The organism is Streptomyces shenzhenensis (assembly GCF_021462265.1).
Taxonomy (GTDB): domain Bacteria; phylum Actinomycetota; class Actinomycetes; order Streptomycetales; family Streptomycetaceae; genus Streptomyces; species Streptomyces shenzhenensis.
The window spans coordinates 40434-59512 of record NZ_JAJONF010000006.1 but is presented as its reverse complement, the minus strand read 5'-3'; the positions used below and the strand labels follow the sequence as shown (position 1 = coordinate 59512).

Sequence of the window (19079 nt, the reverse complement as noted above, 5' to 3'; positions counted from 1 at the left end):
TCAAGTCCGGAGTGACGGAAGGTGTCATGCGTATCGGAGAGGTGGCCGAACGCGCTGGAGTCAGCGTCCGTGCGCTGAGGTACTACGAAGAGCAGGGGCTCGTCATCGCCGACCGCACTCCCAGCGGCCACCGGCGGTACCCGGAGTCCGCCGTCGAGCGGGTGAGGTTCATCCAGCTCCTCTACGCGGCCGGTCTGGCCAGTAAGGCGATCCGGCAGATCCTTCCGTTCCTGGACACCCTCGTCGCGACCCCGCAGATGACACGCCGGCTCATGGACGAGCGTGCCCGCATCAGGGACCAGATCGACGCCCTGACCAGGGCGCACGATCGGCTCGATGAGCTGATCCGCCTCTCCGCCGAGTACGAGAACGCCCCGGCGGCGTGCTCGGCGACGTAGCCGCATCGCACGCGTCACCCCTGCGGCACTGACCGCGACAGGGAGTTGTCCGTGGGCACGGCTTCGGACCGGTCCCGCGACCGGCGTCCCGTCAGCCGTCCACCAGGGCCGAGGACGGCTCGGCGCCGGTCTTCGTCCCGGTGTTCCTCAACCCCGATACCCGGCGGAGCCGACCGACCTGCTTCTGGACCGGCCTGCTGGTGGATTGGCCTGCCTCCGTGCCGAACGATCTCAGCCCCACCGCGCGCTGCTGTGCCATTCTCATCGCGCGGACGCGATCCGCACCTACCGGGCCGACCGGGTCCGCGCGGTCCGGCCACGGGTTCGATCCCCCCAAGGGTCTCGGGCTCCGATTCACCCACCGGCGTGGCAACCTGCCCGACACCTACCGCGCCATCGCCGGCCTGGTGTCCGACCGCACCGCGGCCATCTGAACCGGACCCTTGAAACGGGGCTCCCCGGCCTCACCCGCTAGCACGCACCGTTGCCCGACCGGGGGGTGATGGTGGCCATCGCGCGGTCGATCGCTGTGGCGAACGTGCCTTCGGCGCCGCCGGCGAGCCAGGCGTGCTGGGCCGCGAGCAGACAGGCGAACGCGGCCCCGACGATCGCGCGCGGTGTCGGGTCGCTGTCGTGGTAGGGCACCCCCGCAGCGGCGGCGCGTTCGCGCAGCGCGGTGTCGGCCGTGTCCTGGAGGAGCTGGAGCTTCTGCAGATAGCTCGCGAGGAGTGTCGGAGTGGAGAAGACGATGCGCTGCATCGGTTCAGCCACCTGGCGTCTGCCCGGTGCGTCCACGTAGGGCACGAGAAGATCGAAGATGCGGCGCATCGACTCCCACACGGGTTCGCCGGCGGGCCGCTCGCGCAGCGCCTGCAGCATGTCGTCGGCGACGAAGTCGAACTTGCCGACGACGAGGTCTTCCTTGGTCGGGAAATAGCGGAAGACGCTGCGCTGCGACATGCCGACCGCCGCGGCGATGTCTCCGATCGTCGTCTCCTCGTAGCCGCGCTCGAGGAACAGGGCGTTCGCGGCGTCGGTGATCTCCTTCTGGACCGCACGGCGGGTGCGCTCCCTGAGGCCGGGCTGCGAGTCAGTCATGGCCCCCAGAATAACATCGAAGGCCTAACTTGACAGTCTCTGACAGGTTCGGCACATACTGATGGAGTTGAGCAGGTGTGAACGCGCGAGGAACCCCCGAAACGCTCAGGACGGGCTCCTGCCGGCGCGACCACTCGAGACGTCAGGACGGACCGGAACCATGCCCAAGACCATCGTCATCACCGGCGCCAGCGGCGGGATCGGTGCGGCCGCCGCCCGCCATCTCGCAAGGGACCACCACGTCGTCGTGGTCGGCCGTTCGCCACGCAAAACCCAGGCCGTCGCCCATGAGCTGGGCGCCGACCACTTCCTCGCCGACTTCGCCGACCTCGGCGACGTCCGCCGCCTCGCCGCCGACCTCGACCGCGCCTACCCGCGCATCGACGTGCTCGCCAACAACGCCGGCGGGATCTTCGGCGACCGCACCAGGACCACCGACGGATTCGAGAAGACCTTCCAGGTCAACCACCTCGCCCCGTTCCTGCTCACGAGCCTCCTGCTGGACAAGCTGCTCGCCAGTCACGCGAGCGTGATCCAGACCTCCAGCTCCGGAGCTCGGCTGTTCGGCAGGCTCGCCATCGACGACCTCGACCACGACAAGGACTTCACCCCTCAACTGGCCTACGGCACGGCCAAGCTCGAGAACATCCTCTTCACCCGCGAACTGCACCGGCGTTACCACGCCCGGGGCCTGTCGACCGCGGCCTTCCACCCCGGCGCCGTGGCAACCGGCTTCGCCACCGAAAGCGACAGCTTCATGAAGCGCATCTACAACAACCGCATCGGCCGCGCCTTCATGGTGTCCCCCGAAAAGGGCGCCGAACAGCTGGTGTGGCTCGCCGAGTCCACGCCCGGCACCGACTGGGTCTCCGGCACCTACTACGAAAAGCACCGGCCCGCCAAGCGCACCCACCCCCAAGCCGGCGACGACAACCTCGCCCGCCGCCTGTGGGAACGCTCCACCGAACTGGTCGGACAGAGCGTCCGCTGACGGGCTGCGGGTGCCGGCGCCCGGCACCGGCTGGTGTTCGTCGACCGGCTGGTGGCCACGCTGATCCATCTGCGCCATGACCTGCCGCACTCGGCGGCGATCCACCCATCGGCCGCGTCAACAACGCCGCGGGTCAGAACACCTGGCCGTGCCGCCGGCCCTGCCGTGCGACGGTGATGATCTCGGGGCTGCCCGAGGTGACCGGCCCGCGCGCCCAGTCACCGTACTGCTCGGCGACCTCCAGACCGGCACCGCCCAGGAAACCGGACAGCGCGGCAGGGCCGAGAAAGCGCAGGGTGGAGCGGCACACCTGAGGCCTCGCCCAGGCCTCGCCCTCGTACGTCTCCGTGAAGGTCACCCGGTCTCCCACCGGTGATCCCTCGACCTCGTGCCAGACCCGGACCTGACGCCCGTCCGCGTCGGTGAGCCGGCGCACCCGGTCCGGCGTCCACGTCTCCCAGGCGCGGGCGGCGGGGTTCCGGGTCTCGAACACGAACCGACCGGTGGGGCACAGAGCGGTGCGCACGGCGGTCAGCGCGTCGCGCACATCCTCGTCGCCGACCAGCTCCTGAAAGGCGTGACCGGTCATCACGACGAGATCGAAGCCGTGGTCGTCCCAGCGACGGGTACGCAGATCACCGAGCACCCACTCGACACCGGGTTCGGCTCGACGCGCCTGCACGAGCATCGCCGCGGCCGGCTCGAGCCCCGTCAGCCGCCCGCCGTGGCCTGCGGCCCGCGCCGCGCGCAGCAACTGTCCGGTCCCGCAGCCGACATCGAGCACGGACCCGGCGGACATCACCAGGTCCAGGTAGAAGTCGTCACCCGGTCCCCACGGGTTGAGGCTCTCGTAGAGCGCGGCGAGCGAGAGATCCGTGTACGAATGATCGACCACCGCGGCAGTGTGCCACACGATGTTGAACGCAGGGTCAGGAACGGCCTTCTTCTTGAGCTTCTATCAACTTCGACTGGAGGCCGCGGATTTGATTCCGGAGAGAAAACCGGCGAAGGCGGCGGCGGGGAAGGTGAGGACGGCTCTGGTGGGGGCCTTGGAGTCGCGGACGGATATGTGGGTGGGGTGGGGGGCGACCTCTACGCAGGCGTTGCCGTCGCCGCCGCCGGAATAGGACGACTTGCGCCAGTTTTCGAGGTCGGTCATGGGCGCCTCACAGCTCCTTCGTCAGCCTGTGGATGAAGTCACGCGACCGGCGTGGGTCGAGTGATGCCGACTCCAATCTACGCAAGTGCGTTCGGAACACACTCAGCTGTGCTTCGGAGTCGACGAAGCCCGTGCCATGCGGGCCGTCGCGTACGACGGTGTCCAACTTGGGGACGGGGCCTCCTGCGTACACCATGGCGGCACCCACATCGATGAAGTGCTCCAGGTCGAAGGGGATCACGCGGACCGAGGTGCCCTCGGCTTCGGAAAGCTCCAGCACTCGGGCGAGTTGAGCCCGTGCGGCGGCGCGGCTGCCCACCATCATCCGGAGCGCCGCCTCGTGGATGACGGCTTCGTACGGCACGGGCGGTGCCTTCTCCAGGATGACGCGCCGGTGCATACGGTGCCGGACGCGCACTTCCCTTTCCTCTTCGGGCAGTTCGGGAACCCGTGACGAGAAGAGCGCCCGCGCGTAGTCCTCGGTCTGAAGAAGCCCGGGAACGAACAGGAACTCCACGTCCCACTGATAGGTGGCGTGGTACTCCAGTTCCGACAGGTCGAGGAACGATGAGGGCAGGCGCCCACGGTATTCCTCCCACCACCCGCGTGTCCGGTCGGCGGCCATCGCAGCCAGGGCGTCGACCAGTTCCTGGTCCGTGCAGGCATAGTGGGCCGCGATCCTGCGCACGCGGGCCTCGCTGACGCCCGCCAGACCGGCTTCGAACTGGCTCACCTGGGCTGAGTCGGTCCCCAGCAGTTCGGCGGCGTCGCGTCCTTTGAGCCCTGCTGCCTCACGTAGTTTCCGCAGCTCAGCACCAAGCCGCTGCTGACGTGCGGTGGCCTGCTGCCTGCGTGGCATGGCTTCCCCTTCCACCCCAACTGCCCAGAGGCAGTGACTCGTTCGAGCGTCAGATTACGGCAACGACTTGCGTGGTGCCAAAATTGACCCCTACTGTCGGTGACGTAACGCGCACGCTGCGGAAGTGCACCGCACCGTCGCTGTGCGGCGATGCCACCGTGCGTGAAATCCCCTTCATCCGACCGGAGTTGATGACGCATGTCCGAAGCCTGGGACTACACGCTCTCCATTCCCAACGATCTGAGAGCGGTGACGATCTGCCGTCGCACCCTGCGTCTGATCCTGACGATGCACGGGTTGATCGGCCTCGCCGACACGGCGGAGCTGCTCGCCGCGGAGCTGGTGTCCAATGCCGTGCGGCACACGAAGGGGCCGGCCGCGTTGCGGGTGCGGCGTTCCCCGGAGGGTGTCGTGTGGATCGGGGCGTGGGATGCGGATCCCGTGCCTCCTGAGCCCCCGCGGTCGTTGGGGGTGGTGTCGGAGCTCGACGAGGCGGGGCGGGGGCTGGGGCTGGTGGTGGCGTGTGCGGACTGCTGGGGCTGGCAGCCGTCGTCCCGGTTCGGGGAGCGGGGCAAGTACGTGTGGTGCACCTTGGGGGTGGCGTGATGGTGGGGTCGACGCATGAGGCGTCGCACCTCTCCAGATCCTGCAGTGGCGCGGGATTCCGGTAAGCCGCGCCAATGAGCCGCGCACTTGGCGGGAAAGGAGGGTGGCGGAGGCTGGCCCGAGGCGACGAAGCGTAGTCTGCCGGTCCATGTCCGCCCCGGAATACCCCACGTCCTTGCTGCGCAACGCCGGTTTCGTGCGCCTCGCACTCGCCCGGATCATCTCCGTCCTCGGCAACGGGTTCGCCCGGATCGCGCTGGCGTTCGCGGTGCTTTCGCTGCCCGGCGGATCCCCGGGCGAACTCTCGCTCGTCGTCGCCTGCCAGGCAGTCCCGCAACTCGCCCTGGTCCTGGTGGGCGGGGTGATCGCGGACCGGGTCTCCCGCTCCGCGCTGATGGCCGTGTCGGACGTGCTGGGCGCCCTCTCCTACGGCGGGCTCGCGGCCATGGTGCTCAGCGGCCACGCCCCCGTCGCCGCCCTGTGCGCGCTCGCCGTCACGGCGGGCACCGCGACCGCTCTCTTCGGACCCGCGATGGACGGGGTCATCCCGCAACTGGTGCCGTCCGAGGACCTCCAGCGAGCCAACGGTCTCCTGCGGGTCGGCACCAACACCTCCCTCCTGCTGGGGCTGGCCCTCTCGGGCGTGACCGTCGCATGGGTCGGGGCGGGTTGGGCGCTGGCCGTCAACGGTCTCTCCTTCGTGGTCAGCGCCGCACTCACCTCCTCCCTGCGGCTGAAGCGGCGGCCGCGGAAGCCCGCCTCGGGCTGGGCCGATCTGCGCGACGGCTGGCGGGAGTTCGCCTCCCGGCAGTGGCTGTGGGTGGTCGTCGTCCAGTTCTCCCTGGTGGTGGCCGCCACGAACGCCAACGCCGGCGTCCTGGGGCCGCTGGCCGCGAGCGCCCACTTCGGCGGGGCCCGCGCTTGGTCGCTGGTGGTGGGGGCGCAGGCGCTGGGGGCCGTGGCGGGCGCCGGGGTCGCGGCCCGTGCCCGGGTCACCCGGCCCATCCTGGCGGCGGTCCTGTTCACCCTCCCGTCCGCCTTGCCGCCGGCCCTCCTCGGGGTGGGAGCACCGCTGTGGGCTGTCGTCGCGGGCGCCTTCACCGCCGGCGTCAGCCTGGACTTCTTCGGCGTGCTGTGGTCCACCACCATGCAGCGTGAAGTGCCCGAGGATGCTCTGTCCCGGGTCAGCTCCTACGACTGGTTCGGCTCACTCACCCTCGCTCCCCTTGGCCTCGCGCTGGCAGGACCCGCCGCCGACGCCTTCGGCACCGACCGGATGCTGATCGTCTGCGCCGCCCTGATCGTCGCGGCCACCCTTGCCGCGCTCGTGTCCCCCGGGGTGCGGTCGCTGCGGGCACCTGACGCGGCCCAGTCCGGGCTCCTCGAAGCCAGTACCGCTTCCTGAGGGCGCCGAACGGCAACGAGAAGGGCCCGCGCCTGGGGAGGCGCGGGCCCTTGCTCCCCTGGAGCGGACGTTCAGGGCTCGGGTCAATGGGCCGGTGAAAGTCCGTCCGTAGGCGGCGGCTGACGGAAAGGGGTGTGTCAGGCCGCTGCCTCGGGGTCCTTGGCAAGGCGCGGGGCGGGAACCGCGTCGCGCACCTCAGGATAGTGGCAGGCGGTCAGGTGGCCGGGCTTGTTGCCGTCGGCCTGGACCAGCGGCGGCGCCTCCGACGCGCACTTCTCCGTCGCCTTCCAGCAACGGGTCCGGAAGCGGCAGCCGGACGGCGGGTTGATCGGCGACGGGACGTCTCCGACCAGGCGGATCCGCTCGCGCGGCTCCGCCTCGACCGTCGCCTCGGGCACGGCGGACAGCAGGGCCCGCGTGTAGGGGTGGCGCGGGTTGTCGTACAGGTCCTCGCGGTCGGCGATCTCCACGATCTTGCCGAGGTACATCACCGCGACGCGCTGTGAGAAGTGGCGCACGATCGCGAGGTCGTGGGCGATGAAGACGAACGCGATGCCCAGTTCCCGCTGGACCTTCTGGAGAAGGTTGACCACCTGCGCCTGGATGGAGACGTCGAGGGCGGATACCGGTTCGTCGGCGACGATCAGCTTCGGTTCCAGGGCCAGGGCGCGGGCCACGCCGATGCGCTGGCGCTGGCCGCCGGAGAACTCGTGCGGGAAGCGGTTGTAGTGCTCGGGGTTGAGACCGACGATTTCGAGCAGCTCGCGGACCCGGTTCTCGCGACCGCCGGCCGGGTTGATGTCGTTGATCTCCATCGGGCCCGCGACGATCTTGCCGACCGTCTGACGGGGGTTCAGCGAGGCGTACGGGTCCTGGAAGATCATCTGGATCTCGGACCGGATCGGCGCCAGCTGCCTGCGGTTGGCGTGCGTGATGTCCTGGCCGCGGTAGGTGATCTTGCCGCCCGTCGGCTCCAGGAGGCGCGTGATGAGCCGGCCGGTGGTGGACTTGCCGCAGCCCGACTCACCGACCAGACCCAGGCTCTCGCCCTCGGCGACCTGGAAGTCGAGGCCGTCGACCGCCTGCACCGCGCCGACCGTCCGCTTGATCGGGAAACCGCCCTTGATCGGGAAGTGCTTGGTCAGCCCGGAGACGTCCAGGAGGGGGTTGGTGTTGCTCATGGTCGTGAAGTCCCGTCTCGTGTCCGTCAGTTGTGACCGGCGATGGCCGCGTAGTCGGCGAAGAGTTCGTCGCGCTTGCTCAGTTCCAGGTGGCAGGCGGAGCCGCGGCCCTCGGTCAGTTCGAGTACCGGGCTCACGCTGGAGCACTTGCCGCCCGGGACCTTCTCCGCGAACGCGCAGCGCGGGTGGAAGCGGCAACCGGAGGGCGGGTTGAGCAGCGAGGGCGGGGAGCCGGGAATCGGCGACAACGGCACGTCGACCGGTCCGTCCAGAGCCGGCATGGAGTTGAGCAGGCCAAGCGTGTACGGATGCTGCGGATTGCCCAGTACCTGCTTCTTGGTGCCTCGCTCCACGCACCGGCCGCCGTACATCACCAGGACGTCGTCCGCGATGTCGGCGATGACGCCGAGGTCGTGGGTGATGAAGATGATGGCCGTACCGAACTCCCGCTGGAGGTCCTTGAGGAGGTCCATGATCTGGGCCTGGACCGTCACGTCGAGCGCGGTGGTGGGCTCGTCGGCGATCAGGAGCTCGGGGTCGCAGACCAGCGCCATGGCGATCATCGCGCGCTGGCGCATACCGCCGGAGAACTGGTGCGGGTAGTCGTCGACCCGGACGTCCGGCTGCGGGATCCCGACCCGCTTCAGCATCTCGATCGCCCGCGCCCGCGCCTCCTTCTTGGAGGCGCCGGTGTGCTTGCGGTACACCTCGGCGATCTGCGCGCCAATGGTGTGGTACGGCGACAGCGAGGCCAACGCGTCCTGGAAGATCATCGACATCTTGTTGCCGCGAAGCTTCTCCAGCTCCTTCTCGGCAGCCGTGAGCAACTCCTGGCCGTCGAGAAGGATCTCGCCGTCGATCTGGGTGTGGGCGGCGTCGTGCAGACCCAGGATGGTCAGGTTGGTCACGGACTTGCCGGAGCCCGACTCGCCGACGATGCCGAGCGTCTGGCCCTTGGCGATGTCGAAGCTGAGCCCGTCGACGGCCTTGACGATGCCGTCCTCTGTGGAGAAGTGGACTTTGAGGTCCTTGACGGAGAGGAACGGCTGCTGATCGGTGCTCGTCACGGGGACGCTCCTGAGGGTGATGCGAGGTCGGGGGTGGGGCGGAGGTCAGGCGAGCCGGATCCGCGGGTCGATGAGTGCGTAGACGGCGTCCACGGCGATGTTGAAGATCACGATCGCGCCGGCGGACAGCAGGGTCACGCCGAGCACCATGGGCAGGTCGCTCTGGTCCACGGACTTCAGGGCGAGCTGGCCCACGCCCTGGAGGCTGAAGACGGTCTCGGTGATGATCGCGCCGCCGATGAGCGTCGCGAGGTCGATGCCGAAGATCGTGACGATCGGACCCATCGCGCCGCGCCAGGCGAACCGGAAGAAGACGTTCCGACGGGAGAGGCCCTTGGCCCGGGCCGTGCGGACGTAGTCCTCGCTCAGCGTCTCGACCAGCTGGGAGCGCGTCATACGGGTGTAGTTGGCGGTCCAGATCAGGGCCAGCACCAGCCAGGGCAGCAGGAGACCCGAGGCCCACTCGATCGGGTTCTGGGTGAGGGGGGTGTACGACGGGTTGTCCAGGATGCCGAGTTTCGCGACGAAGAAGTACATCGCGATGTAGCCGACGAAGTAGATCTGCATCGAGGAGGCGACCAGCGACGCCGAGCTGGCGACCTTGTCCTGCCACTTGCCCTGCTTGACGGCGGCGAGCATGCCGGCGCCGATACCGAAGATGAGGAACACGACGGCCGAGCCGAAAGCGAGCGACAGGGTCAGCGGGAGCCTGTCCATGATCGTCCCGAGGACGGGCTCGCGGTTGGCGAACGAGTACCCGAGGCAGGGCGCGCTGCAGTTGCCGAAGTCGCCGTAGCTGCGGCCGACGAAGATGCCCTTGAGCCAGTACCAGTACTGGACCGGAACCGGATGGTCGATGCCCAGGTTGTGCCGGACCTGCGCGAGCATGTCGGGCGTGCAGTTCTTGCCGCAGGACAACGTGGCGGGGTCACGCGGGATGGCGTAGAAGAGCCAGAAGGTGACAGCGCTGATGATCAAGAGGATGACCAGCGCGCCGAAGACTCGGCGGACAAGGAAGCGGAACATGGGGCGTGACTTTCCGGACGGGGCGCCGTCGCCGGGGGGTGAGGGGTGGGCCGTAGGGGGGCGGCCGGGTCGCGGCCGCCCCCCGAGGGTCTGGTGCGCTTACTTCTTGACGTACAGCTTGCAGAGCGCGACGCAGGTGTTGCCGGCGTCGTAGACGACGTTGCCGATCTTGGATCCGTACATCCAGTTGCGGATGGAGTGGTAGTCCGGGACGACCGGCGCGAGCTCCATGATCTGCTTGTCGATGGCACCCCAGGCCTTGTTGGCCTCTTCGACATCGGCGATCTTGGCGGCCGCGTCGATCGCCTTGTTCACGCTCGGGTCGTTCAGCTGGGCGTAGTTGCTGCGGCCGTCGCCGATGTTCTTGCCGCTCCAGCAGGGGAAGAAGACCGAGTAGCCGTTCGGCCAGTCCGGGCTCCAGCCGGCCGCGAACAGGTCGTAGCCGTTGTCGATCTTGCCGATCTGGGTGTAGAAGGTCGTCTTGTCGACCTGCTGGTTGACGACCTGGAAGCCGGCCGCCTCAAGGGCGTTCTTGATGGCCACGGCCTGCTTCACCGCGTTGTCCGACTGCTGGTAGGCGATGACCAGCTTCTGGCCGACCTTGCCGGCCTCCTTCAGCAGCGCCTTCGCCTTGGCCGGGTCGCCACCGGGCTTCGTGGTCACGCCGTACAGGTCGAAGTCCTTGTAGCCGGGGGTCACCGGGCTGAGGATGGTGCTGGCCAGCTCGCTGGTGGACGCACCACCGCGGATGGTCTGCAGCTGCTGGTGCGGCCACGCCCAGTTGATCGCCTGGCGGACCTTCAGGTCCTTGATCCGGGTCATGTTGATCGGCCAGTAGTAGGTGACCGTGTCGACCTGGGTCAGAACACGCTTCTTCAGCGAGGCGTTGGTGAGGACCTGCGCGGTGCGCTCGGCCGCCACCTCGTTGAAGATCGACATCGCGTACTGGTCGTTGCCCTTGTCCGCGATGTAGCGGTCGGTGGAGGCGACCGGCTGGAAGCCGAACTGGAAGATGTACTTGTCCGGGTACGCGTTGCGGATCGAGTCCGTGGCGGGGTCCCAGTGCTCGTTGCGCACGTAGGTCATCGACTTGCCGATGCTCCGGCTGTCGATCTTGTAGGGGCCAAGGGCGTACGGACGCTTGTCGTACTTCTCCTTGGTGTCGTTCTTCTTGTTGACAAGGCCGTAGCCGGGCATGCCCAGCGTGTAGTTGAAGTCGGTGCGGGCCTCGGTGAGGGTGAAGGTGATCGTCTTGCCGGAGATCTCGATCGAGGACAGCTTCTTGCCGTCGTAGGGGCCCTTGTACTTGTCGCCGCCGACCAGCCACTGCTGGACGTAGCGGGGGCCCTCGGTCACGAACGGGGCGAAGAGGCGCTCGAAGGTGTGGCGGACGTCGTCCATGGAGAGGTCGGTGCCGTCCTCCCACTTGATGCCGTCCTTGATCGTGAACGACCAGGTCTTGCCGCCGTCCTTCATGGTGCCGGCGTCGGTCGCGACGTCGCCGACGAGCGTGGCGCCGCCCTTGTCGTCGACCTTGTAGCCGGTCAGACCGCGCAGGATCGGGCGGGTGATGGCGCCCTCGGTGGAGACGTAGATCTGCGCCGGGTCCAGGTGGTCCATGTCGAACTGGTCGAGCGAGTAGACCGTGCCGCCCTTGACCGCGCCCGTGACCTCGGGTGCCGGACCCGTGGAGTCCGCCTTGGTGCCGACCGGGATGTTCATGGTCTTCGCGCCGGAAACGGACGGGACCTTGGACGAGCCCTTGCTGTCGCTACCGCTGCTGCACGCGCTCAGCACGGTCGTGGAAGCCGCAGCCACACCGGTGGCGATCAGGAAGTTTCTGCGAGAAAAAGACATGCTGAGCCTGCCTATAGGGGTCAATTCGGATGGTCGGAACCAGCCGGACGTCATCGAACCGGGCCGGGTGGTACGGGGTTGCTACCGCTTGGACTTCGGGTCGAGCGCGTCGCGCACGGAGTCACCGAGCAGGTTGAACGCGAGAACGAAGATCACCATGGAGATGCCCGGGAAGAGCATGAAGGTGATGTCCTCGGTGTAGAACTGCGCGCCTCGGCCGATCATCACGCCCCAGTCGGGGGTCGGATCGATCATGCCTACGCCGAGGAAGGCCAGGCCCGCCTCGGCGGTCACGAAGGCAGGCAGCAGCAGAGTGGACTGGATGATGATCGGAGTCCAGAGGTTGGGCAGCAGTTCCTTGAACACGACGCGCATCGGTGAGGCGCCCGTGACCTTCGCCGCCTCGACGAATTCCCGCTCGCGCAGGCCGAGCACCTGTCCGCGCAGCAGTCGGGCGATGGACGCCCAGCCGAAGGCGGACAGCACGAGGATCAGTGCGGTCGCGCGGAGCGAAGTCGGGATGTTGTCGTCGGGGGCGACGAAGAAGCCGAAGACGACAGGCATGAACGCGATGAAGAACAGCGTGGACGGGAACGACAGCAGGATGTCGATGATCCGGCTGACCAGGTAGTCCGTCTTGCCGCCCAGGTAGCCCGCTGTGACGCCGATCACGACGCCGAGGACGGTGGTGAGCAGTGCGGCGGCTGTCGCGATGCCGAGTGAGTTGCGGATGGCGTACAGCAGGAACGTGAAGACGTCCCGGCCGAGCTGGGGCTCGATGCCGAACCAGAACTCCGAGCTCATACCTCCATTGGGCCCTGCGGGGTACGAGAAGGCATTGAGCAGCTCAGGGTGCTGGGTGGTGTACGTGGTGTACGGGTTCTTCCCGTACAGCTTCGCGATCAGTGGTGCCGCGATGCCGATCACGAAGAAGAAGATCACGACGTAAGCGGATATAACGCCCGTACGGTCGCGCTTGAAGCGCTTCCAGGCCAGGCGGCCCGGCGACCTGCTCTCGCTGCCCTTCGAGCCGTCCGAAGTGATCGACTTCTTCTCGGTCTCGTCGGTCACCTCGAGCGGGGCAGCCGCGGATGGAGTTGGGGGGGTCATGGTGCTCCTGGCCCAAGGGAGGGTCTGATGACTCCGCAGGGCACACTCCCCTACGGGCTACGCCGGACTTTTTCAACGCAATTCATTCAAGGTCAATAAATTCTCGGTCGGCTTGACTGTCTCTTTACTTTCTTTGCCTGGGCTTGATCATTCCGTAGCTACGCGGGTAGCGCGTTGTAATCGCATCGTGCTTTAGTTCCGGCAAATCGCTCGAAACGGGCAAGGAGTTCGTTATGCGGACGCGTGGGTGCCGAAATGCGTACATCGGCCGGTCGTAATCCAACGTTTCGGCATCGTTGCGCGGAGATCCATTGCGTGGTCGTTGCATGATCCTCAAGGGGTCCCAGGAGGGCCGCCCGCAATCGGGTGACGTGTCCCCCTAAAGGTCCCCACGGGCCCCTCGGGGACCCTCCGTTCGGGGCAGTGGGTGAGCAATATCGACCTGTTCGGTCGATATTGACCGGTAACGGGTCATCTATGGATCCGCCGGCACCGAGCACCTTCACGGAGGAGGCACGCCATGCGTTCAGCCACGCACGCCCGAGGGGCGGTCTGCGCGGTGGTGGTGGCGCTCGCCGCCACGGCCTGTGGGGGTGGCGGCGGCAGCGGGGGCGGCGGAGGCGAGAGCGGCGTGCTCAGCTCCTCCTGGGGCGACCCGCAGAACCCCCTGGAGCCGGCCAACACCAACGAGGTCCAGGGCGGCAAGGTCCTCGACATGATCTTCCGGGGTCTGAAGAAGTACGACCCGAAGACCGGCAACGCGACGGACATGCTCGCCCAGAAGATCGACACGAGCGACTCGCAGAACTTCACGATCACGGTCAAGGACGGCTGGACGTTCAGCAACGGCGAGAAGGTGACCGCCAAGTCGTTCGTCGACGCCTGGAACTACGGAGCGAGCCTCAGGAACAACCAGAAGAACGCCTACTTCTTCGGCTACATCCAGGGCTACGACAAGGTCCACCCGGCCGGCGGCTCACAGAGTGCCGACACACTCTCCGGTCTGAAGGTCGTCGACGACCGCACCTTCACCGTCCGGCTGAACCAGAAGTTCTCCGGCTTCCCCGACACCCTCGGCTACGCCGCCTTCGCCCCGCTCCCGCAGTCCTTCTTCACCGACCACGCCGGCTGGCTGGCGCAACCGGTCGGCGACGGGCCGTACCGCATCGAGTCCTACACAAAGGGCTCGCAGATGTCACTGAAGAAGTGGGACGGCTATCCCGGCGGCGACAAGGCGCAGAACGCCGGAGTGGACCTCAAGGTCTACACGGACAGCGACACCGCCTACACCGACCTCATCGCCGGCAACCTCGACCTGGTCGACGACGTGCCCGCCTCCCAGCTGAAGAACGTCAAGAGCGACCTCGGCGGCCGTTACATCAACACCCCGGCCGGCATCATCCAGACGCTCGCCTTCCCCTACTACGACAGCGCCTGGAACAACAGCGGCGCGCAGAAGGTCCGCACCGGCCTGTCCATGGCCATCAACCGGAAGCAGATCACCGACACCATCTTCCAGAACACCCGCACCCCGGCCACCGACTGGACCTCCCCGGTGCTCGGCACGGACGGCGGCTTCAAGGAGGGGCTGTGCGGGAGCGCCTGTGACTACAACCCCGCCGAGGCCAAACGGCTGATCCGGGAGGGCGGCGGGCTCCCCGGCGGGCAGCTCAAGATCACATACAACGCCGACACCGGCTCGCACAGGATGTGGGTGGACGCCGTGTGCAACTCCATCAACAACGCACTGGGCAACGACAAGGCGTGTGTGGGGAATCCGGTCGGTACGTTCGCCGACTTCCGCAACCAGATCGGGCAGCACAAGATGACCGGACCGTTCCGCGCGGGCTGGCAGATGGACTACCCGCTCATCCAGAACTTCCTCCAGCCGCTCTACTACACCGACGCCTCCTCCAACGACGGCAAGTGGTCCGACAAGGACTTCGACCGACTCGTCGACCAGGCGAACGCCCAGACCGACACCGCCAAGGCCGTCTCCGCCTTCCAGCAGGCCGAGGAAGTCGTCCGCGACAACATGGCCGCCATTCCGCTCTGGTACCAGAACGGCAGCGCCGGCTACTCCGAACGGCTGTCGAACGTGGCCCTCAACCCGTTCAGCGTCCCCGTCTACAACGAGATCAAGGTCAGCTGAACCGGCATGGGGCGCTACGTCGTCCGGCGGCTGCTCCAGATGATCCCGGTGTTCGTCGGGGCCACGCTGCTGATCTTCCTCATGGTCAATGTGATGGGCGACCCGATCGCCGGCCTGTGCGGTGAGCGGGCCTGCGACCCGGCGACCGCCGCCCAGCTGAAGAAGGAGTTCGGCCTCGACAAGCCGGTGTGGCGGCAATACCTCACCTACATGGGGAACGTCTTCACCGGGGACTTCGGTACGGCGTTCAACGGCCAGCCGGTCACCGAGCTGATGTCCACCGCGTTCCCCGTCACCATCCGGCTGACCGTCGTGGCCGTCGTCTTCGAGATCGTGATCGGCATCACGCTGGGCGTCGTGACCGGACTGCGGCGCGGGCGGCCCGTCGACACGGGAGTCCTGCTCGCCACCCTGGTCGTCATCTCCGTACCGACCTTCGTCACCGGCCTGCTGCTCCAGCTCCTCCTGGGAGTGCGATGGGGCTGGATCAGACCCTCCGTCTCGCCGGACGCCGCCTTCGGCGAGCTGATCGTTCCCGGGCTGGTGCTCGCCTCCGTGTCGCTCGCCTACGTCACGCGGCTGACCCGCACCTCCATCGCCGAGAACAAACAGAGCGACTACGTCCGTACCGCCGTCGCCAAGGGCCTGCCCCGCCGCCGGGTCGTCACCCGGCACCTGCTGCGCAACTCCCTCATCCCCGTCGTCACCTTCATCGGCACCGACATCGGCGCGCTCATGGGCGGCGCGATCGTCACCGAACGGATCTTCAACATCCACGGTGTCGGCTACCAGCTCTACCAGGGGATCCTGCGGCAGAACACCCAGACGGTGGTCGGGTTCGTGACCGTGCTGGTCCTGGTGTTCCTGGTGGCCAACCTCCTGGTGGACCTGCTCTACGCCGTACTCGACCCGAGGATCCGCTATGCCTGAGCAGCCGTTCGACCAGGACCGGGCCATCGCCGGGACGGGCATGGGCGGGGCGATGGACCTCGCGGCGACCGAGGCCGAGACGCTGGAGCGGACGCCGGGAGGGCCGCTCGGCACCGGCCCTGGGGCCAGGCCCCGCTCCCTGTGGTCGGACGCCTGGCGGGACCTGCGCCGCAACCCGGTCTTCGTCGTCTCCGCCCTCGTCATCCTCTTCCTCGTCGTCATCTCCCTGTGGCCGTCCCTGATCGCCTCCGGCAGCCCCCTCGCATGCGACCTCGCCAAGGCCCAGGAGGGCTCCCAGCCGGGCGCTCCCTTCGGGTACGACGGCCAGGGCTGCAACGTGTACACGCGGACCGTGTACGGCGCCCGTACGTCCGTCACGGTGGGTGTCTGCGCCACGCTCGGGGTCGCGCTGCTCGGGTCGGTGCTCGGCGGGCTCGCCGGGTTCTTCGGCGGGTTCTGGGACTCGGTGCTGTCCCGGATCACCGACGTCTTCTTCGCGATCCCGGTCGTCCTCGGCGGTCTCGTCCTCCTCTCGGTGGTGACGAGCAATACGGTCTGGCCGGTCATCGGGTTCATGGTGCTGCTCGGCTGGCCCCAGATCTCCCGGATCGCCCGCGGCTCGGTGATCACCGCCAGACAGAACGACTACGTCCAGGCCGCCCGCGCCCTCGGCGCCTCCAACTCCCGCGTCCTGCTGCGGCACATCGCGCCGAACGCCGTCGCCCCCGTGATCGTCGTGGCGACCATCGCGCTCGGCACCTACATCGCCCTGGAGGCGACCCTGTCGTACCTCGGCGTCGGCCTGAAGCCGCCCAGCGTCTCCTGGGGCATCGACATCTCCGCCGCCTCGCCCTACATCCGCAACGCCCCGCACGCGCTGCTGTGGCCCTCCGGGGCGCTCGCACTGACCGTCCTGGCCTTCATCATGCTCGGCGACGCGGTGCGCGACGCCCTCGACCCGAAGCTGAGGTGAACGGGCGCCATGCTGCTCGAAGTACGCGATCTGCGGGTGGAGTTCCGGACCCGGGACGGGGTGGCGAAGGCGGTCAACGGCGTCTCGTACGCCGTCGACGCCGGCGAGACGCTGGCCGTGCTGGGCGAGTCGGGGTCCGGGAAGTCGGTGACCGCCCAGGCCGTGATGGGGATCCTCGACACGCCGCCCGGGCGGATCGGCGCGGGCGAGATCCTCTTCAAGGGACGCGACCTGCTGAAACTGAAAGAGGAGGAGCGACGGAAGGTCCGGGGCGCCGAGATGGCGATGATCTTCCAGGACGCGCTGTCGGCGCTCAACCCGGTGCTGAGCGTGGGCGACCAGCTCGGCGAGATGTTCGTCGTGCACCGGGGGATGTCGAAGAAGGACGCGCGGGCGAGGGCCGTCGAGCTGATGGACCGGGTGCGGATCCCGGGCGCCGCCCAGCGGGTGCGGGACTATCCGCACCAGTTCTCCGGGGGCATGCGCCAGCGCATCATGATCGCCATGGCGCTGGCCCTGGAACCGGCGCTCGTCATCGCCGACGAGCCGACGACCGCGCTGGACGTGACCGTGCAGGCCCAGGTCATGGACCTGCTTGCGGAGTTGCAGCGCGATTACCGCATGGGGCTGATCCTCATCACCCACGACCTGGGCGTGGTCGCGGACGTGGCGGACCGCATCGCCGTGATGTACGCGGGGCGGGTCGTCGAGTCCGCGCCCGTGCACGACATCTACAAGGCACCGGCCCACCCCTATACGCGCGGGCTCCTCGACTCCATCCCGCGCCTCGACCAGAAGGGCAAGGAGCTCTACGCCATCAAGGGCCTGCCGCCCAACCTCATGAACATCCCTCCGGGGTGTGCCTTCAACCCGCGCTGCCCGATGGCCCAGGACGTGTGCCGCACCGACGAACCGCCGCTGTACGAGGTGGACCGGCACCGGGGCAGCGCCTGTCACTTCTGGAGGGAATGCCTCAATGGTTGACGGGGTGGTTGAGCCGATCCTGGAAGTGAGTGGACTGGTCAAGTACTACCCCCTGACCCAGGGGATCTTGATCAAGAAACAGATCGGTGCCGTCAAGGCCGTTGACGGTGTCGACTTCGCGCTCGACAAAGGAGAGACCCTCGGCATCGTCGGGGAGTCCGGCTGCGGCAAGTCGACCGTTGCCAAGATGCTCGTCAATCTCGAGCGGCCGACCGCGGGGTCGATCAGGTACAAGGGCGAGGACATCACCAAGCTGAGCGGCCGCGCGCTCAAAACGGTCCGCCGCAACATCCAGATGGTCTTCCAGGACCCGTACACCTCCCTCAACCCCCGGATGACCGTCGGCGACATCATCGGGGAGCCGTACGAGATCCACCCCGACGCGGTACCCAAGGGAGACCGGCGCAAGCGGGTGCGGGAACTGCTGGACGTCGTGGGGCTCAACCCCGAGTACATCAACCGCTATCCCCACCAGTTCTCCGGCGGCCAGCGGCAGCGCATCGGCATCGCACGGGCTCTGGCGCTGCGTCCCGAGGTGATCGTCGCCGACGAGCCGGTGTCCGCGCTCGACGTCTCCGTACAGGCCCAGGTGATCAACCTGCTCGACCGGCTCCAGAACGACTTCGACCTGAGTTACGTCTTCATCGCCCACGACCTGTCGATCGTGCGGCACATCTCGGACCGGGTCGGCGTGATGTACCTCGGGCGGATCGTGGAGATCGGCAAGGACGAGGAGATCTACGGCCACGCCACCCACCCGTACACCCAGGCCCTGCTGTCCGCGGTGCCGGTACCGGACCCCGAGGCGCGGGCGCGCCGGGAACGGATCATCCTGAGCGGGGACGTCCCGTCGCCCACGAACATTCCGTCGGGGTGCCGGTTCCGCACGCGGTGCTGGAAGGCCGAGGAGCGGTGCGCGCTGGAGGTGCCGTTGCTCGCGGTGCCCGCGGTCTTCCGGCTCGCGCCGGGGCCGGCCGCCCACGACTCCGCCTGCCACTTCGCGGAGGAGAAGCGGGTGGTCCCGCCGGAGGAGCAGGCCCCGGGAGTGCTGGACGATCTTGGAAACGGGGGTGCGTAGCGGGGCATACCCGGGTCAATCGCGTTAACACGCAAGCAACTTCGGCGACCCGGCCCCGATATACGGACGCGGCACGCTTAACAGCGTACGGCCGTGCGGGTGCCGTAAACGGGCCGGGATGCGCCATGTCATCCCGGCCCGTTGCCGTTCGCTCCGCTGGGTGCGGCCGAAGGGGATCCGCGGGCCGGTGGGGGCTCGGCGCGCA

Annotated in this window: 18 protein-coding genes and 1 pseudogene; 10 read left to right on the top strand and 9 right to left on the bottom strand. The window is 67.9% G+C overall.

The window, feature by feature from the left end:
- Positions 1 to 26 precede the first annotated feature (26 nt).
- Positions 27 to 398, top strand: coding sequence for a MerR family transcriptional regulator (locus tag LQ326_RS10560; RefSeq protein ID WP_234534995.1), 372 nt, complete (start codon positions 27 to 29; stop codon positions 396 to 398).
- A gap of 471 nt (positions 399 to 869) precedes the next feature.
- Here LQ326_RS10560 and LQ326_RS10555 read toward each other — a convergent pair whose 3' ends face one another.
- Positions 870 to 1496 carry a TetR/AcrR family transcriptional regulator gene (locus tag LQ326_RS10555; protein WP_234534994.1) on the bottom strand — a complete coding sequence of 209 codons (627 nt, stop codon included), beginning with the start codon at positions 1494 to 1496 and terminating at the stop codon, positions 870 to 872.
- Positions 1497 to 1656: 160 nt separating this feature from the next.
- Here LQ326_RS10555 and LQ326_RS10550 point away from each other — a divergent pair, with 160 nt between their 5' ends.
- Together LQ326_RS10550 and LQ326_RS10545 are read left to right on the top strand one after the other, a co-directional pair.
- Entirely contained in the window at positions 1657 to 2487 is an 831-nt protein-coding gene (locus LQ326_RS10550) for an SDR family NAD(P)-dependent oxidoreductase (protein ID WP_372496803.1), read from the top strand.
- Positions 2488 to 2580: pseudogene (locus LQ326_RS10545) on the top strand (transposase family protein); the annotation flags it as partial.
- A 40-nt stretch (positions 2581 to 2620) separates the two neighbouring features.
- Here the strand turns inward: LQ326_RS10545 and LQ326_RS10540 are convergent.
- From LQ326_RS10540 to LQ326_RS10530, 3 genes are all read right to left on the bottom strand, one after another.
- Positions 2621 to 3382: a class I SAM-dependent methyltransferase gene (locus LQ326_RS10540; RefSeq protein ID WP_234534992.1), complete on the bottom strand. Its 762-nt coding sequence runs from the start codon at positions 3380 to 3382 to the stop codon at positions 2621 to 2623.
- 63 nt (positions 3383 to 3445) lie between these two features.
- A complete protein-coding gene (locus LQ326_RS10535) occupies positions 3446 to 3646 on the bottom strand; it encodes a DUF397 domain-containing protein (RefSeq protein WP_234534990.1) in 201 nt (66 codons plus the stop codon).
- 7 nt (positions 3647 to 3653) lie between these two features.
- Positions 3654 to 4505, bottom strand: a complete 852-nt coding sequence (locus LQ326_RS10530) for a helix-turn-helix domain-containing protein (protein WP_234534988.1) — start codon at positions 4503 to 4505, stop codon at positions 3654 to 3656.
- A 198-nt stretch (positions 4506 to 4703) separates the two neighbouring features.
- Between LQ326_RS10530 and LQ326_RS10525 the strand changes: the two genes are divergently transcribed.
- Positions 4704 to 5111, top strand: coding sequence for an ATP-binding protein (locus LQ326_RS10525; protein WP_234534986.1), 408 nt, complete (start codon positions 4704 to 4706; stop codon positions 5109 to 5111).
- A 148-nt stretch (positions 5112 to 5259) separates the two neighbouring features.
- Positions 5260 to 6516 carry an MFS transporter gene (locus LQ326_RS10520; RefSeq protein ID WP_234534984.1) on the top strand — a complete coding sequence of 419 codons (1257 nt, stop codon included), beginning with the start codon at positions 5260 to 5262 and terminating at the stop codon, positions 6514 to 6516.
- 137 nt (positions 6517 to 6653) lie between these two features.
- Here the strand turns inward: LQ326_RS10520 and LQ326_RS10515 are convergent, their stop codons facing one another.
- The 5 genes from LQ326_RS10515 to LQ326_RS10495 all read right to left on the bottom strand — a co-directional run bounded on the left by LQ326_RS10515 (position 6654) and on the right by LQ326_RS10495 (position 12757).
- A complete protein-coding gene (locus LQ326_RS10515) occupies positions 6654 to 7697 on the bottom strand; it encodes an ABC transporter ATP-binding protein (RefSeq protein ID WP_234534982.1) in 1044 nt (347 codons plus the stop codon).
- A 26-nt stretch (positions 7698 to 7723) separates the two neighbouring features.
- The gene (locus LQ326_RS10510) at positions 7724 to 8764 is read right to left on the bottom strand and encodes an ABC transporter ATP-binding protein (protein ID WP_234534981.1); all 1041 of its coding nucleotides are present in this window, start codon (positions 8762 to 8764) and stop codon (positions 7724 to 7726) included.
- A 45-nt stretch (positions 8765 to 8809) separates the two neighbouring features.
- Complete coding sequence (locus LQ326_RS10505; protein ID WP_234534979.1) at positions 8810 to 9790, bottom strand: ABC transporter permease; 981 nt, start codon at positions 9788 to 9790, stop codon at positions 8810 to 8812.
- A gap of 99 nt (positions 9791 to 9889) precedes the next feature.
- Complete coding sequence (locus LQ326_RS10500; RefSeq protein ID WP_234534977.1) at positions 9890 to 11647, bottom strand: ABC transporter substrate-binding protein; 1758 nt, start codon at positions 11645 to 11647, stop codon at positions 9890 to 9892.
- A gap of 81 nt (positions 11648 to 11728) precedes the next feature.
- The gene (locus LQ326_RS10495; RefSeq protein WP_234534975.1) at positions 11729 to 12757 is read right to left on the bottom strand and encodes an ABC transporter permease; all 1029 of its coding nucleotides are present in this window, start codon (positions 12755 to 12757) and stop codon (positions 11729 to 11731) included.
- 520 nt (positions 12758 to 13277) lie between these two features.
- On the opposite strand from LQ326_RS10495, the gene LQ326_RS10490 reads away from it, so the two are divergent.
- From LQ326_RS10490 to LQ326_RS10470, 5 genes are read left to right on the top strand one after another with little or no spacing between them, the layout of a single operon-like run.
- A complete protein-coding gene (locus tag LQ326_RS10490; RefSeq protein ID WP_234534973.1) occupies positions 13278 to 14909 on the top strand; it encodes a peptide ABC transporter substrate-binding protein in 1632 nt (543 codons plus the stop codon).
- Between the two features lie 6 nt (positions 14910 to 14915).
- Positions 14916 to 15839, top strand: a complete 924-nt coding sequence (locus LQ326_RS10485) for an ABC transporter permease (RefSeq protein ID WP_234534971.1) — start codon at positions 14916 to 14918, stop codon at positions 15837 to 15839.
- A complete protein-coding gene (locus tag LQ326_RS10480; protein ID WP_234534969.1) occupies positions 15832 to 16812 on the top strand; it encodes an ABC transporter permease in 981 nt (326 codons plus the stop codon). The genes LQ326_RS10485 and LQ326_RS10480 overlap by 8 nt, the downstream gene beginning before the upstream one ends.
- A 9-nt stretch (positions 16813 to 16821) precedes the next feature.
- Complete coding sequence (locus LQ326_RS10475; RefSeq protein ID WP_234534967.1) at positions 16822 to 17796, top strand: ABC transporter ATP-binding protein; 975 nt, start codon at positions 16822 to 16824, stop codon at positions 17794 to 17796.
- Positions 17789 to 18874, top strand: a complete 1086-nt coding sequence (locus tag LQ326_RS10470; RefSeq protein ID WP_234534966.1) for an ABC transporter ATP-binding protein — start codon at positions 17789 to 17791, stop codon at positions 18872 to 18874. Before LQ326_RS10475 ends, LQ326_RS10470 begins: the two co-directional genes overlap by 8 nt.
- Positions 18875 to 19079: the final 205 nt, after the last annotated feature.